This window comes from Janthinobacterium sp. J1-1 (assembly GCF_030944405.1).
GTDB lineage: Bacteria > Pseudomonadota > Gammaproteobacteria > Burkholderiales > Burkholderiaceae_D > Janthinobacterium.
This window is the reverse complement of the sequence record NZ_CP132339.1, coordinates 1,869,545-1,884,052: the sequence shown is the minus strand read 5'-3', so window position 1 is coordinate 1,884,052 and position 14,508 is coordinate 1,869,545. Positions and strand designations below refer to the sequence as shown.

Here is a 14,508-nt window from a genome sequence, read left to right as displayed (position 1 = left end):
CTGACACTATCATGACCAAAACTTCATTGATCTGCGGCTCGCTCGCCACCGACACCATCATGCAATTCCCGGGCCGTTTCGGCGAATCGCTGCTGGCCGACCAGTTGCACAAAGTGAACGTCTCGTTCCTGGTGCCCACCATGCGCACCGAGTTCGGCGGCTGCTCGGGCAATATCGCCTACAGCCTGAAAATGCTGGGCGGCGATCCGCGCATCGTCGGCGTGATGGGCCAGGACAGCGCCGCCTACCTGGAGCGCCTGCAAAAGCTGGGCATTTCCACCGCCAACATCCTGATCAAGGCCGACAGCTACAACGCGCAGTGCTTCGTCACAGCCGACAGCGACAACAATCAGATCAACGCCTTCCACCCGGGCGCCATGTCGTTCGCGCATGAAAACCCGATCGCCAACGCCGGCCCGGCCCGCGTCGCCATCATTTCGCCGGACGGCGACCAGGGCATGCTGAAACACGCCGCCGACCTGGCCGAGCTGGGCATTCCCTTCATGTTCGATCCGGGCCAGCAATTGCCACGCTTCAATGGCGAACAGCTGATCGACTTCATCGACAAGGCGACGTATGTGTCGGCCAACGATTATGAGATGGAAATGTTGATGGAACGCACGGGCTTGACCCTGCCGGAAATCGCCAGCCGCCTGGAAGCGCTGGTCATCACGCGCGGTGAAAATGGTTCGGAAATTCATGTGGGCGGCAAGCGCATCGACATTCCTGTCGTGGCCGCCAAGGAAGTGCTGGACCCGACCGGCTGCGGCGACGCCTACCGCGCCGGCCTGCTGTTCGGCATCACCAACGACCTGGGCTGGGAAACCAGCGGCCGCCTGGCCAGCCTGCTGGGCGCCATCAAGATCGCCACCCAAGGCGCGCAAAACCATGTGTTTACGCCGGAGAGCATTGCTGACCAGTTTGAAGCGGCGTTTGGTTACCGCTATTAATAGATATTAATACCGTAGGTCGGATTAGGCCGCAGGCCGTAATCCGACATCACCACCGGCCGCGACAACAATGTTGTCGGATTACGCTACGCTAATCCGACCTACCCCGCCCGCATCACCTTCCCATCACAAAAATCATCCCCACCAGCATCTGCGCAATCTGCAGCAGTATCAACGCCACCAGCAGCGACAAATCCAGGCTGCCCACCAGCGGCACCACCTTGCGAATCGGACGCAGCAGCGGCTCGTTGAGGGCCCGTACGAATGGCGCCAGCGGCGCATGCGGATTGACCCAGCTGAAGATCGCCTCGATGATCAGCAGCGCCATGAAACCGTACAGTATCCATTGCAGGAAGCGCTGCAGGGCTTTCAGCAGCACCGCCTCGACCGGCAGGCCGGCGATAAACCAGATGCAGGTGGCCAGCAGCACGATCAGGAAGGCGCCGATCAGGCTGGCCCAGTCATAGCCGCCCACGCCCGGCACGACGCGGCGCAGCGGGCGCACCAGCCAGTCGGTCAATTGAAAGGTGAACTGCGCCACCGACGACGGCGGACGCACGCGCACGGCCTGCATCCAGAAGCGCAGCAGCAGCACGCCGCCCAGCAGCGTGGCAATGGTATCAACGATCAATGTAAGGATAGTGATCAGCACAACGAATTCTCCAAAAAAAAACCGCTGTGTGATTATCACACAGCGGCGTGTTGCCTCATGCAGGCATCCGCTTCGTCACATTACGATGGGCGGGTGCTGGTCGGGAATGGCCAAGCTGCGGCCGGTGCCAACACGGTTTTTGCTACAGGTGCGATCGGCGCTGCTGCCGGCTTGGCGGCTTCCGCTTTTTTCGGCGCGGCCTTTTTAGGCGCGGCCTTCTTGGCGGCTGGCTTGGCGGCGGCTGGTGCTGCAACTGCTGGCGTCGCGGCCGGTGCAGGTGCTGCTGCGGCTACCGGTGCTGCGGCGGCTGGCGCTGCGGCTGGCTTGGCTGCTGCTTTTGCCGCAGGTTTTGCCGCTGGCTTGGCTGCTGGCTTGGCTGCTGCTTTGGCGGCAGGTTTCGCTGCCGGCTTGGCTTCTGCTGCAACCTTCGCTGCAGGTTTGGCCGCTGCCTTGGCCGCAGGTTTCGCTGCTGGTGTGGCCGCTACTTTAGCTGCTGGCTTGGCTGCAGGTTTTGCCGCTGCTTTTGCTGCTGGCTTGGCTGCTGCTTTTGCCGCTGGCTTGGCTGCTGCTTTCGCTGCAGGTTTCGCTGCAGGTTTCGCTGTTGCTTTTGCTGCTGGCTTGGCTGCAGGTTTGGCTGCTGCTTTTGCTGCTGGCTTGGCTGCGGCTTTGGCCGCAGGTTTCGCTGCTGCTTTTGCCGCTGGTTTGGCTGCCGCTTTAGCTACTGGCTTGGCTACAGGTTTAGCTGCTGCTTTAGCCGCTGGTTTCGCTGCTGCTTTAGCCGCTGGTTTCGCTGCTGCTTTGGCCGCTGGTTTCGCTGCTGCTTTGGCCGCTGGTTTCGCTGCTGCTTTGGCCGCTGGTTTCGCTGCTGCTTTGGCCGCAGGTTTCGCCACAGGCTTGGTTGCTGCTTTTGCTGCAGGTTTTGCCACGGCCTTGGCCGCTGCTTTTGCCGCAGGTTTCGCTGCTGGCTTGGCTACTGCTTTGGCTGCAGGTTTTGCCACGGCCTTGGCCGCTGCTTTGGCCACAGGTTTCGCTGCTGGCTTGGCTACTGCTTTGGCTGCAGGTTTTGCCACGGCCTTGGCCGCTGCTTTTGCCGCAGGTTTCGCTGCTGGCTTGGCTGCTGCTTTGGCTGCAGGTTTTGCTGCTGCCTTGGCTACTGGCTTGGCTGCCACTTTAGCTGCCGGCTTGGCGGCTGCTTTCGCTGCTGGTTTGGCCGCAGGTTTTGCTGCTGGTTTTGCTGCGGCCTTGGCTGCTGGTTTGGCGGCAACCGGCTTGGCTGCGGCTGCCGGCGTCTTCGCGGCAGGAGCAGCTTTGGCGGCTGGTTTCTTTACTTCTGATTTCTTAGCGGCTGTTGCCATTTGTCTCTCCTTCATCTGAGATGAGAAATTTAAGCTACAAGATTTAAACCCGTCCAACCCACCACAAGGATAGGCCAGGCGAATTATTCATCGGCACAAACGGTCGTTTGCGCTAATGAATTCGGCACCAGCTGAACTGCTGCAACTCCTCACGTTTGCAGCACTTCAGCCATCGTCGGTGCCACCCTGCTTTATCTCGCAGCTGGTGGCAAAGTCTGAATTCGGTTGTTTCGTTTTCGATGCCGTGCGTTTTTTCCGCTCCTCGCATCGCGCTCGCCACCCGACCGTATCGTCAAATAAAAAACCGCCATGCCTGAAAAAAATCGGGCACGGCGGCAGACGAAAACGGTGTGGTTTTGTGCATATCCGTGTAAATCTGTATCCCTGTTTTGCGAGCTTTTTCTGGCGTCGCGCTGGTCAAAAAACCCCGCATACTACCACTCGCATTTGCAATCGTCCTAAAGTACACGAAAACCTTGTCGATGCGCAACCGGCACGATACGTTTTCACGGGCTTTTTTGCAGGGATAGGCGCGCTAACGTACAAACGAGCGGCAAACGACCAATTTACATGCGCTCATGCCGATATGGGCACTCGCCGCGCATGGTCTTCGCATGCGCAAACACGGAGCCGCGCATGGCGTTTTCAGCGCCAGTCGCCGCGCGCAATTGCGCGCGATTTGAGCATCACGCCGCGCGTTTTTTTGCAGCGATATTTTGCTGCCACAGAGGTCCTTCAACGTCGCATCACGCAGCGTCCTGCCGGCTTTCCGGACAGCCGACTCCCCATGCCGGAGCAAACACAATAGAATGCATCCTTTTCTTGTTAGCCTTGACCTGACCATGCCGCGACACGCTCCGCTTATTCCCATCCTCGCTATCCTGGGCGCCGTCACGGCGCTCGGCATCGGCACCTCCTGGGCCAAGCACAGCCTGTTTCCCGTGGTCGGCGCACAGGGCACGACGGCCGTGCGGGTCGGCTTTTCCGCCTTGCTGCTGCTGTTGTTCTGGCGTCCCTGGCGCTGGACCTTGAGCGGCCAGGAAGCGCGCACGGTGGCCCTGTACGGCGCCGCGCTGGGTGCGATGAATCTGTGCTTCTACATGTCGCTGCGCACCATCCCCTTCGGCCTCGCCGTGGCGATCGAATTTTCCGGGCCGCTGGCCGTCGCCCTGTTTTCTTCACGACGCCCGCTCGATTTCATCTGGGTGCTGCTGGCCGCCGCCGGCCTGGCGCTGCTGCTGCCGCTCGGTCATGACGTGTCCACGCTGGACCCGGCCGGCGTGCTGTTCGCGCTGGCCGCCGCCGTGTTCTGGGCCACCTACATCATCTTCGGCAAGCGCGCCAGCCATCTGCATGCGGGCCATTCGGTCTCGCTGGGCCTGTTCGTGGCGGCGCTGGTGGTGGTGCCGGTGGGCGTGGCGCACGCCGGCAGCGCGCTGCTGTCGCCGGCGATACTGGCCACGGGGCTGGGCGTGGCGCTGATTTCCAGCGCGATCCCGATCTCGCTCGAGATGGTGGCCCTGAAACGCCTGTCGTCGCAGGCTTTCGGCATCATGGCCAGCATGGAGCCGGCCGTGGCGGCCCTGCTGGCTTTGACCCTGCTGGGAGAGTACCTGGACGCCATCCAGTGGCTGGCGATCGCTTTGATTATCGCGGCGTCGGTCGGCAGTTCGGTGACGGCGCAACGCGGCAAGCGCGTGCCGGCGGCAATCCTGCCCGGATAAAAAAATGCGCCGTCACGGCGCATTTTTTGAATACACGGATAAAGCGGCTTATTCCCAGTTCAGCGCACCACCAGTTTGGTATTCCGTCACGCGCGTTTCGAAGAAGTTACGTTCCTTCTTCATGTCGATCATTTCGCTCATCCACGGGAATGGATTTTCCTCTTGCGCGAACAGTGGCTCGAGGCCGATCTGCTGGGCGCGGCGGTTGGCGATAAAGCGCAGGTAGCCCTTGAACATCGGGGCGTTCAGGCCCAGCACGCCGCGTGGCATGGTGTCTTCGGCATACGCGTATTCCAGGTCGACCGCTTTCAGGAACAGGACCTTGATCTCTTCGCGGAATTCGGCCGTCCACAGCTGCGGGTTTTCCATCTTGATGGTGTTGATCAGGTCGATGCCGAAGTTGCAGTGCATCGATTCGTCGCGCAGGATGTACTGGTACTGCTCGGCCGCGCCCATCATCTTGTTCTGGCGGCCCAGCGCCAAAATTTGCGTGAAGCCCACGTAGAAGAACAGGCCTTCCATCAGGCAGGCGAACACGATCAGGGATTTCAACAGCTTCTGGTCGTTTTCCGTCGTGCCGGTGGTGAACGTCGGGTCGGTCAGCATGTCGATGAACGGGATCAGGAATTCATCCTTGTCGCGGATCGACTTGACTTCGTTGTAGGCGTTGAAGATCTCGGCTTCGTCCAGGCCCAGCGACTCCACGATGTACTGGTAGGCGTGGGTGTGGATCGCTTCCTCGAACGCCTGGCGCAGCAGGTACTGGCGGCACTCGGGGGCCGTGATGTGGCGATAGGTGCCCAGCACGATATTGTTGGCGGCCAGCGAATCGGCGGTCACAAAAAAGCCCAGGTTGCGTTTCACCAGGCGGCGTTCGTCTTCCGTCAGGCCGTTCGGGTTTTTCCACAGCTCGATATCGCGCTGCATGTTGACTTCCTGCGGCATCCAGTGGTTGGCGCAGCCGGCCAGGTATTTGTCCCATGCCCATTTGTACTTGAACGGCACCAGCTGGTTGACGTCGGTCTTGCCGTTGATGATGCGCTTGTCGTCGGCATTGACGCGGCGCGCCACCTGCTCGGCGTTCGCTTCGGACGGCTCGGCGCCGGCCGGCACGTTCAATTCGGTATTGCCCAGTGGCGCCTGCTGCGCCGGACGCGGCACGGCTGCCGGCGTGGTTTCATCATCCCAGGATAAGGACATAATTATTTCTCTCTCAATGCAGATATTCACATCAGCCCGGCGCTGCCGGGCTGACCACTAAACTATTATTGGCAGGCTTCGCACTCTTCGAAGCCGTCGTCACCCGGGCGCAGGTAGCACGCTTCGCCATCGGCATCGTCCGCTGCTGCGGCAATCGCCACTGGCGCCACGGCGACGGCCGCCGCCGCGACACTCGCTGCCTGGGCGCTCTGGGCGCTGGCCGACATGCCGCCATCGACTGCCACGGCGTTCAGGGCGCCGGTCTTGGAGGTCGATTTCTCCATGTGGGTGGCGGCGATGGTGCGCAGGTAGTAGGTGGTTTTCAGGCCACGCAGCCATGCCAGTTTATACGTTTCGTCCAGTTTCTTGCCCGAGGCGCCAGCCATGTAGATGTTCAGCGACTGGGCCTGGTCGATCCACTTCTGGCGGCGCGACGCGGCTTCCACCAGCCAGCTTGGCGACACTTCGAAGGCGGTGGCGTAGATGTCGCGCAGGTCTTGCGGAATGCGGTCGATTTTTACCAGGGAGCCGTCGAAGTATTTCAGGTCCGAGATCATGACTTCATCCCACAGGTCGCGCGCCTTCAGGTCACGCACCAGGTAGCCATTGATTTCGGTGAATTCGCCCGACAGGTTCGATTTCACGTACAGGTTCTGGAACGTCGGCTCGATACAGGCCGACACGCCGATGATGTTCGAAATGGTGGCGGTCGGTGCGATCGCCACGCAGTTCGAGTTGCGCATGCCGAACTTGGCGATGCGTTCGCGCACCGGGGTCCAGTCCATCGCCGACGAGCTGTCCACTTCCAGGTAGCCGCCGCGCTCTTCGGCCAGCAGTTTCACGGAATCCTGTGGCAGGATGCCGCGGTCCCACAGGGAACCTGCGTACGACTCGTAGCGGCCGCGCTCTTCTGCCAGTTCGGTCGACGCCAGGTAGGCGTAGTAGCACACCGCTTCCATCGAGGTGTCGGCAAACGACACGGCGGCGTCCGAGGCGAACGGCACGCGCATCATGTGCAGGCAATCCTGGAAACCCATGATGCCCATGCCGACCGGACGGTGGCGCATGTTCGAATTGCGGGCCTTGTCGACGGCGTAGTAGTTGATGTCGATCACGTTGTCCAGCATGCGCATGGCGGTGCGCACGGTCTTGGCCAGCTTGACGTGGTCGAGCTTGCCTTCTTTCATGTGCGCCGGCATGTTGACGGAACCGAGGTTGCAGACGGCAATTTCATCGCTGCTGGTGTTCAGGGTGATTTCCGTGCACAGGTTCGAGCTGTGGACCACGCCGACATGCGACTGCGGGCTGCGGATATTGCATGGATCCTTGAAGGTGATCCATGGGTGGCCGGTTTCAAACAGCATCGACAGCATCTTGCGCCACAGGTCGAGTGCGGCGATTTTCTTGAACGAACGGATTTCGCCGGCGGCCGCTTTCGCTTCGTAGCCCAGGTAGGCGGCTTCAAACGCCTTGCCGACCTTGTCGTGCAAATCTGGCGTTTCCGATGGCGAGAACAGGGTCCACTCGCCTTTTTCCATCACGCGCTTCATGAACATGTCGGGAATCCAGTTCGCCGTGTTCATGTCGTGGGTGCGGCGGCGGTCGTCGCCGGTGTTCTTGCGCAGGTCGAGGAATTCCTCGATGTCCATGTGCCAGGTTTCCAGGTAGGCGCAGACGGCGCCCTTGCGCTTGCCGCCCTGGTTCACGGCCACGGCCGTGTCGTTCACCACTTTCAGGAACGGCACCACGCCTTGCGACTTGCCGTTGGTGCCCTTGATATGGGCGCCCAGGGCGCGCACTGGCGTCCAGTCGTTGCCCAGGCCGCCTGCATATTTGGCCAGCAGCGCGTTGTCCTTGATGGCGTCATAGATGCCTTCCAGGTCATCGGAGACGGTGCTCAGGTAGCACGACGACAGCTGCGAGCGCAGGGTGCCCGAGTTGAACAGGGTCGGCGTCGAGCTCATGAAGTCGAACGAGGACAGCAGGCTGTAGAACTCGATGGCGCGCGCTTCGCGGTCCGACTCGTTCAGGGCCAGGCCCATCGCCACGCGCATGTAGAACGCCTGCGGCATTTCGATGCGCACGTCCTGGATATGCAGGAAGTAGCGGTCATACAGGGTTTGCAGGCCGATATAGCCGAATTGCAGGTCGCGGTCGGCAACGATGGCTTTGGCCAGGCGTTCCAGGTCGAAGGTGGCCAGCACCGGGTTCAGCAGTTCAGCGGAGATGCCCTTGGCGATATACGCCGGGAAATAGGTCAGGTATTCGGCGGCGGCGGCCGCTTGCGGCACTTCCTTGCCGAACACTTCCTTGCGCACCGTGTGCAGCAGGATGCGGGCCGTCACTTGCGAGTAGGCCGGGTCTTTTTCCATCAGCGCGCGCGCTGCCAGGATGGCCGACTTGTGCAGCTCTTCGACCGGCACGCCGTCGTACAGGTTTTTCACGGTTTCAGCCAGGATGGCGTCGGCATCGACGTGTTTTTCCAGGCCGGCGCAGGCGGCGTTGATCAGGTCGCGCACTTGCTGCATGTCGAGCGGGCGGCGCACGCCGTTGTCGAGCACGTTCAGTTGCGGTGCGGCCACTTGCGCGGAACCACCCAGGGCTTCCTTCTGCAGGCGGCGCTCCTCCATGTGCTTGGCGCGGTACAGCACGTAGGCACGCGCCACGTCGTGTTCGCCCGAACGCATCAGCGACAGTTCCACCTGGTCTTGCACGTCTTCGATATGGAAGGTGCCGCCGCCCGGCTGGCGGCGCACCAGCGCGGCGACCACGCCGGCCGTCAATTGTTCCACCAGTTCGCGCACGCGGGCGGAAGCGGCGCCCTGGCCGCCGTTCACGGCCAGGAACGCCTTGGTCATGGCGATCGCGATTTTCGAAGGCTCAAATGCCACCACCGCACCGTTGCGGCGGATGATGCGATAGTCGCCCATGGCCGCGCCGGTGCTTGCCACGCTGTGCGCCGCGCCTGGCGCTGGCGGTACTGGCGTTGGATGGATGGAAATATCTTGAGGTGATTGCATTGAAGCTCCCGTTGTCAGCTAAAGTCAGCCTGCAGTTTTGCTGCCGTGTGTGTTGTTGAATAGAACGCCCGATGGTCCGGGCTTCTTCCGGTATTTATTGTTAAAAACTACATATTCAAGGCATCAGATGATACAAATGAAAATAGCCTGCCCTCACGGCCATGGATGGCGCGAAACATGTCTCTGAGGGTGATAAACCGCCAGTGTCAGATTGCCAGGTGAGCACGCAATGGTGTTGGCGCTGGCTTGACACTAATGCTGAAAACATCTGTGATGGCACTACATTTAGTAACTACATCTAATTTATGCACTAATTGTAGTACCCATCGATGGCAGGCGCAATACTTTTCCCGCCTGTGTCCTGCTTAATTTTTCCGATTTCATGCACGAATTCAATTGACTTTTCAGGGCATGGATAACAGGCCCGGCACCCGCATAGTAAGCACTAACGCAGGCCGCTGCAGACCGCTGCGCGCCCCATTCCCGAGATGAATCCAGATCAATTTCAGTCTGGTTTGACCTTGCTATGCCAGCAATTATTTACAGCAATGCAACTACTGGAACAGTCGCCGGCCGCGGCTGGCGAAACCGGGACCGGCATTATAATCTACCGCGCCGCTTCGGTCCCGGCGCCGCCTGTTTCGGTTCAGCCCGGCGGCTCGCGCAGTTGCAATTTTTGCATGCGGTAGCGCAGCTGGCGCACGCTGATGCCCAGTTGCCGCGCCGCGCGCGCGCGGTGGTAGCGCGTTTGCGCCAGGGCCTGCAAGATCATCTCGCGCTCGGTTTGCAGCAGGAACAGCTGCAGCGGCACGATAGGCGCGCCGCCATGCCCCATGCCGGGCAGCGGCAATTGCCGGCCGGGCAAGCCGGCGTTCAGCGCCGTCACCGCCGCCGGTACCGCCACAGGCAAGCCCAGCCCATCGACCGTGATCATGCCGCCATCGGCAAAGGCCAGCGCCCGCTCCAGCAGGTTTTCCAGTTCGCGCACATTGCCGGGAAAAGCATGGCGCGCCAGCGCCGCCAGGACCGCCGGCGCCAGGTGCATGTCTTGCCGTGGCGCCAGGCGGGCCAGGATGGCATCGCACAAGGCCGGCAAGTCGCCCAGCCGCTCGCGCAAGGGCGGCACGGCCAGTTCGATCACGTTCAGGCGGTAATACAGATCCTGGCGAAAGGTGCCGGCCGCCACGCCGCGCGCCAGTCCGTGCTGGCTGGCGCACAGGATGCGCACGTCGACGGCTTCGTCGGTGCTGCCGCCCAGTTTGCGCACGCGGCGCTCCTGCAGCGCACGCAACAGCTTGACCTGCATCGCCAAAGGCACATCATCGACCTCGTCGAGCAGCAGGCTGCCGCCGTCGGCCGCCTGGAACAGGCCCTGCCGTTCGTGCAGCGCGCCCGTATAGGCGCCCGGACGGCAGCCGAACAGTTCGGCTTCCATCAGGCCCTCGGGGATGGCGCCGCAATTGACGGCCACGAAAGGGCCATCGGCGCGCGCGCCCTGGGCGTGGATGGCGCGCGCCACCAGCTCCTTGCCGCTGCCCGACTCGCCGCGGATCGCCACCGGCGCGCCGGAGGCGGCGATGCGCACGATCTGCGCCCTCAGCGCCTGCATGGCGGCCGAGCTGCCGCTCAGTTGCGGTATGGAATCTTTAGCGATGGGCGCGAGATGGCCGCCGGCGGCCCCGGTACGCGAGCTGGGCATAATTATCCTTTCAACAAGGATTCTGATCGGGCACGGCAATGATGCCTGCCACGGCCATGCTACGCCTGGCCGGTGGCCGATGGCGTCACGATACGGATGAGCAATGAGGGAGGAGCTTACAGGGTGGCGTGCGCGTGGCTGCAGTAGTCGTGGCCCTTGGCCTGCACGTTTTCGGAGGCCGGATAATAGACGCCGCAGTGGGCGCAGCACAGCATCAGCTCGGCGTCGGGCAGTTCGGCCACCCGGCCAGGCGGCGTAAAGGGATTGGGCTGCTGCCGCTGTTGCTGCTGGGCGCGCTGCTGCAAGCTGCGAATCTTGCTGCGGATCGCGAACACCACCAGGAACACCAGCGCCAGCCAAAACAAAATACGGGTCATAAATATCCTCGGTGCAAAACCACTTCCAGTACAAAACGGCTGCCGACATAGGCCAGCAGCAAGGTGGCAAAACCGGCCAGGGTAAATGTCAGCGCCGTCTTGCCGCGCCAGCCGCGAAAGCGCCGTCCGGCCAGCAGCACGGCAAACAGCAGCCACGACAGCATGGTAAATACCGACTTGTGATCCCAGGTCAGGGCCTTGCCAAATAATTGTTCGGAAAACACGATGCCCGACAGCACGGTCAGGCTCAGCAAGATGAAGCCCAGGCCGATCATGCGGAACAGCAGCTTTTCCATCGTCAGCAGGGCCGGCAGCTGGTCCAGCGCGCTTGACAAGAAGCCGCGCCGCTCGCTGCGCGTGTGCAGGCGCGATTCCTGCAGCGCCATCAGCACGGCGTGAAAAGCGGCGATCGTCAAGGTGCTGTAGGCCAGCACGGCCACCGTGATATGCCAGCCGAATACGGCCGATTTGCCTTCCAGCACCACCTGGTTGCCGGGAAAAGCCCAGGCCAGGCCGATCGCCAGCACGGCGCAGGGCATGACCATGCGGCGCAGGCCGTCCAGGCTGAAATTGCGGTTCTCTATCCAGTAGGCGCCCACCGATACCCACAACGCGGCCGACAGCATGGCGGAAAAACCGAAGCGCAAGGTGCCCGGCGCCATCAGGTCGAACCACAGGGTGGCGCCGTGCGACAGCCAGGCCAGGCCGGTCAGCGCGGCGATCAGCCTGCCCTGCGACGAGGGAAGAAGCGCGCACACCGCATACGCCACGGCGGCAAGGAAAAAGAAATAAGTCTGCATGTTTTAAGTTTACACCATAGCCGGCCAGCGCGAATCGCGCAGCGGCACGCACGGCTGCCGGCAGCGCTAGCGCGCGCAATGCGAAAGAGCCTGCCATGATATCGCGCCTGAGGCTTGACCGGGTGCCCCGCCCTCAAGATTTCGGCAATCTTTCCTGCAGCGCCGGACATTGCTTAAAGAGGCGATTATCGTTAGGCTGGCGCCATCACCGCTTTCTGACTGCCTTGCCATGCCCTCCTCCAGCCTCGACGATAAATTGTGTTTCCAGCTGTACGCCACCTCGCTGAAAATGACCCAGCTCTACAAGCCGATGCTCACCGCCATCAATCTGACCTATCCGCAATACCTGGTCATGCTGGTGCTGTGGGACCAGGAAGGCCTGGGCATCAAGGACCTGGCCGAGCGCCTGCAGCAGGATTCCGGCTCGATCACGCCGCTGGTCAAGCGCCTCGAGGCGGAGGGCTATCTGCTGCGCGCACGCGATCCGCGCGACGAGCGCAACCGCGTGCTGACCCTGACGCCGGCCGGCCGCCAGCTGCGCCAGGCCAGCAGCGCCATCGACCAGGCGATTGCCGACAACTGCAGCGTGATCGCGCCGGAATTCGAGGTCATGATGGAAGGCTTGCGCAAGCTGAACGCCAGGCTGGGCGGCTGAGGGCGCAAGCCATGTCAACTTTCCTTCAAAAATATATTGCACACTAATGATTAGTTCGCTATTCTTCTTGCATCGACTGGCCGCGCAGCTTGGCGCAACATGCAGGCAACACGGCAAGGTTGATCTTACCGGTCATTTTTTTTGTTAATTACTTAGCGCGCTAAATAATAGCAAGCTACAAATCAAGGAGTCCTGCCATGTCGCCCATCCCTTTCAAAGCTTCCCTGCTCGCCGCCGCCATCGCCTCCGGCGCCGCCTTCGCTCCCGCCCATGCGGCCGCACCAGCACAGCAAAATGCCGACACCACCGTGGTGCTGGTGCATGGCGCGTTTGCCGACGGTTCCAGCTGGGACAAGGTGATCCCCTTGCTGCAGGCCAAGGGCTTGAAAGTGGTGTCCGTGCAAAATCCGCTGACGTCCCTGGCCGACGATGTGGCAGCCGCCCAGCGCGTGATCGACGCGCAGACCGGCCGCGTGATCCTGGTGGGCCATTCCTGGGGCGGCACCGTCATCACGGAGGCGGGCACCAGCGACAAGGTCAAGGCGCTGGTCTATGTGGCGGCCTTTGCGCCGTCCGAAGGTGAGGCATCGGGCGAGCTGGGCAAGGACTATCCGACGCCGCCGGGCATCGCCACCCTGACAGCGGACGCCGCCGGCTTCCTGTACTTGCCGGCCGAATCGGTGCGCGTCAATTTCGCCCAGGACCTGCCCGCCGCGCAGACGCGCTTGATGGCCGCCACCCAGGGCCCGATCCACGGCAAGGCGTTTGCCGACAAGACCACCGTGGCCGCCTGGAAAAACAAGCCCAGCTATTACATCGTGGCCGGCAAGGACCGTATGATCGCGCCGGAACTGGAACAGGCGTTCGCGAAGAAAATCAACGCCACCACCACCGTGCTGCAAACCAGCCATGTGCCGATGCTGTCGCAACCGAAACAGGTGGCCGAGGTGATTTTGGCGGCGGTGGCCAAGCGTTAAACAAGTGCCGCCGCACCAGACAAAGTGCGGCGGTTTTTTTGACTGCCTGTTATTTGACGTTCAGGCTTTTCTTGGCCTGATCGAGCAAGTCGGTCTTGACCCAGTCCTTGGCCACCGGTGGCTTGCTCATGCGGCCCACGCCGGTTTTCACCATCACGTCGGTGGTGGTCTGGATATGTTCGGGCGTGATGTCGTAGGAATATGGCGAATTGCTGATCGCGTCGTCAAAGTCATCCTTGGTGATCTGGTTGCGGAACACCACTTCGCGCACGTATTTTTCCGCTGTCGGCTTGTTGTCGATAAAGGTCTTGGTGGCCTCGACAAAGCAGCGCATGAATTTCTCCGCCACCGGACGGCGTTCCTTGTAAAATTTTTCCGTCATCACCATGGTGCGCACCGGCTCGCCGATCGGCGTGTCGTACGGTTTGATCACTTCGGTGCCGAAGCCCTTGTTGATCGCCTGCGACGATTGTGGTTCCGACTGCATCATGGCGTCGATATTCTTGCCCATCAGCGCCTGGTTCAGGTCGGCATACGCGAGAAACACCAGCTGCACGTCCTTGCCCTTGGTTTCCGAATACGTCAGGCCCGCCTGCGACAGTTCCGCCAGCAGCAGCACTTCCTGGATGCCGCCGCGCGTGACGCCCACGCGCTTGCCTTTCAGGTCCTTGACGCTGGCAATCTTTTGCCCGACACCGCCCACCAGGCGCGCGCCGCCCTTGGCAAAGCCCGCCACCACATAGATGGGCGCACCACCGGCGCGGCCGGAAATGGCCGCCTCGGAGGCTGTCGCGCCCACGTCCAGTTCGCCGGCGATAATCGCCTGCATCACGTCCAGGCCCTTGGCGAAGATATGCTCTTCGACCTTGATGCCGCACTTGGGCGCGATTTCCTTGATATACGACACGGCGCCGTAGTGGGCGAATTTCAGATTGCCCAAACGAACGACCTCCTGGGCCTGGGCCGCGCCCATGCTGAACGTCAGCATGACGGCGGTGGCGATGGTGGTTTTCAAGATATTGTATTGACGCATCTGCTTCTCCTGTCTCACGGTGATGGGGATGCCTGGCTTGCAAGCAAGGAAACACTGCTTTTTTAT

At 61.6% G+C, this 14,508-nt stretch carries 14 protein-coding genes; 7 read left to right on the top strand and 7 right to left on the bottom strand.

Annotated elements, in window-relative coordinates:
* Positions 1 to 11 precede the first annotated feature (11 nt).
* The gene (locus Q8L25_RS08520) at positions 12 to 950 is read left to right on the top strand and encodes a carbohydrate kinase family protein (RefSeq protein WP_308924446.1); all 939 of its coding nucleotides are present in this window, start codon (positions 12 to 14) and stop codon (positions 948 to 950) included.
* 115 nt (positions 951 to 1,065) lie between these two features.
* Here Q8L25_RS08520 and Q8L25_RS08515 read toward each other — a convergent pair whose 3' ends face one another.
* The gene (locus tag Q8L25_RS08515; protein ID WP_308924445.1) at positions 1,066 to 1,602 is read right to left on the bottom strand and encodes a YggT family protein; all 537 of its coding nucleotides are present in this window, start codon (positions 1,600 to 1,602) and stop codon (positions 1,066 to 1,068) included.
* A gap of 244 nt (positions 1,603 to 1,846) precedes the next feature.
* Between Q8L25_RS08515 and Q8L25_RS08510 the strand changes: the two genes are divergently transcribed.
* From Q8L25_RS08510 to Q8L25_RS08495, 4 genes are all read left to right on the top strand, one after another.
* A complete protein-coding gene (locus Q8L25_RS08510) occupies positions 1,847 to 2,092 on the top strand; it encodes a hypothetical protein (RefSeq protein ID WP_308924444.1) in 246 nt (81 codons plus the stop codon).
* Positions 2,053 to 2,976: a hypothetical protein gene (locus Q8L25_RS08505; RefSeq protein ID WP_308924443.1), complete on the top strand. Its 924-nt coding sequence runs from the start codon at positions 2,053 to 2,055 to the stop codon at positions 2,974 to 2,976. The genes Q8L25_RS08510 and Q8L25_RS08505 overlap by 40 nt, the downstream gene beginning before the upstream one ends.
* 96 nt (positions 2,977 to 3,072) lie before the next feature.
* A complete protein-coding gene (locus tag Q8L25_RS08500) occupies positions 3,073 to 3,765 on the top strand; it encodes a hypothetical protein (RefSeq protein ID WP_308924442.1) in 693 nt (230 codons plus the stop codon).
* 34 nt (positions 3,766 to 3,799) lie between these two features.
* Positions 3,800 to 4,681: an EamA family transporter gene (locus tag Q8L25_RS08495; RefSeq protein WP_308924441.1), complete on the top strand. Its 882-nt coding sequence runs from the start codon at positions 3,800 to 3,802 to the stop codon at positions 4,679 to 4,681.
* Between the two features lie 48 nt (positions 4,682 to 4,729).
* Here Q8L25_RS08495 and Q8L25_RS08490 read toward each other — a convergent pair whose 3' ends face one another.
* The 5 genes from Q8L25_RS08490 to Q8L25_RS08470 all read right to left on the bottom strand — a co-directional run bounded on the left by Q8L25_RS08490 (position 4,730) and on the right by Q8L25_RS08470 (position 11,777).
* Positions 4,730 to 5,881, bottom strand: a complete 1,152-nt coding sequence (locus tag Q8L25_RS08490; RefSeq protein ID WP_308924440.1) for a ribonucleotide-diphosphate reductase subunit beta — start codon at positions 5,879 to 5,881, stop codon at positions 4,730 to 4,732.
* Positions 5,882 to 5,946: 65 nt separating this feature from the next.
* The gene (locus Q8L25_RS08485; RefSeq protein WP_308924439.1) at positions 5,947 to 8,901 is read right to left on the bottom strand and encodes a ribonucleoside-diphosphate reductase subunit alpha; all 2,955 of its coding nucleotides are present in this window, start codon (positions 8,899 to 8,901) and stop codon (positions 5,947 to 5,949) included.
* 646 nt (positions 8,902 to 9,547) lie between these two features.
* Complete coding sequence (locus Q8L25_RS08480; protein ID WP_308924438.1) at positions 9,548 to 10,600, bottom strand: sigma-54 dependent transcriptional regulator; 1,053 nt, start codon at positions 10,598 to 10,600, stop codon at positions 9,548 to 9,550.
* A gap of 116 nt (positions 10,601 to 10,716) precedes the next feature.
* Positions 10,717 to 10,977: a PP0621 family protein gene (locus Q8L25_RS08475; RefSeq protein WP_308924437.1), complete on the bottom strand. Its 261-nt coding sequence runs from the start codon at positions 10,975 to 10,977 to the stop codon at positions 10,717 to 10,719.
* Complete coding sequence (locus tag Q8L25_RS08470; protein WP_308924436.1) at positions 10,974 to 11,777, bottom strand: cytochrome c biogenesis protein CcsA; 804 nt, start codon at positions 11,775 to 11,777, stop codon at positions 10,974 to 10,976. The genes Q8L25_RS08475 and Q8L25_RS08470 overlap by 4 nt, the downstream gene beginning before the upstream one ends.
* A gap of 229 nt (positions 11,778 to 12,006) precedes the next feature.
* On the opposite strand from Q8L25_RS08470, the gene Q8L25_RS08465 reads away from it, so the two are divergent.
* Both Q8L25_RS08465 and Q8L25_RS08460 read left to right on the top strand, forming a co-directional pair.
* Positions 12,007 to 12,432, top strand: a complete 426-nt coding sequence (locus Q8L25_RS08465; protein WP_308924435.1) for a MarR family transcriptional regulator — start codon at positions 12,007 to 12,009, stop codon at positions 12,430 to 12,432.
* 197 nt (positions 12,433 to 12,629) lie between these two features.
* Entirely contained in the window at positions 12,630 to 13,409 is a 780-nt protein-coding gene (locus Q8L25_RS08460) for an alpha/beta hydrolase (protein WP_308924434.1), read from the top strand.
* 49 nt (positions 13,410 to 13,458) lie between these two features.
* Here Q8L25_RS08460 and Q8L25_RS08455 read toward each other — a convergent pair whose 3' ends face one another.
* On the bottom strand, positions 13,459 to 14,397 hold the full coding sequence (locus Q8L25_RS08455; protein ID WP_308925691.1) for an ABC transporter substrate-binding protein: 939 nt from the start codon (positions 14,395 to 14,397) through the stop codon (positions 13,459 to 13,461).
* Between the last annotated feature and the right edge of the window lie 111 nt (positions 14,398 to 14,508).

Bases quoted from the DNA above. Each gene is read 5' to 3' on its own strand.
- Q8L25_RS08470 (WP_308924436.1), bottom strand. From the start codon at position 11,777: ATGCAGACTTATTTCTTTTTCCTTGCCGCCGTGGCGTATGCGGTGTGC.
- Q8L25_RS08475 (WP_308924437.1), bottom strand. From the start codon at position 10,977: ATGACCCGTATTTTGTTTTGGCTGGCGCTGGTGTTCCTGGTGGTGTTC.
- Q8L25_RS08490 (WP_308924440.1), bottom strand. From the start codon at position 5,881: ATGTCCTTATCCTGGGATGATGAAACCACGCCGGCAGCCGTGCCGCGT.
- Q8L25_RS08500 (WP_308924442.1), top strand. From the start codon at position 3,073: ATGAATTCGGCACCAGCTGAACTGCTGCAACTCCTCACGTTTGCAGCA.
- Q8L25_RS08480 (WP_308924438.1), bottom strand. From the start codon at position 10,600: ATGCCCAGCTCGCGTACCGGGGCCGCCGGCGGCCATCTCGCGCCCATC.
- Q8L25_RS08495 (WP_308924441.1), top strand. From the start codon at position 3,800: ATGCCGCGACACGCTCCGCTTATTCCCATCCTCGCTATCCTGGGCGCC.
- Q8L25_RS08485 (WP_308924439.1), bottom strand. From the start codon at position 8,901: ATGCAATCACCTCAAGATATTTCCATCCATCCAACGCCAGTACCGCCA.
- Q8L25_RS08460 (WP_308924434.1), top strand. From the start codon at position 12,630: ATGTCGCCCATCCCTTTCAAAGCTTCCCTGCTCGCCGCCGCCATCGCC.
- Q8L25_RS08520 (WP_308924446.1), top strand. From the start codon at position 12: ATGACCAAAACTTCATTGATCTGCGGCTCGCTCGCCACCGACACCATC.
- Q8L25_RS08455 (WP_308925691.1), bottom strand. From the start codon at position 14,397: ATGCTGACGTTCAGCATGGGCGCGGCCCAGGCCCAGGAGGTCGTTCGT.
- Q8L25_RS08465 (WP_308924435.1), top strand. From the start codon at position 12,007: ATGCCCTCCTCCAGCCTCGACGATAAATTGTGTTTCCAGCTGTACGCC.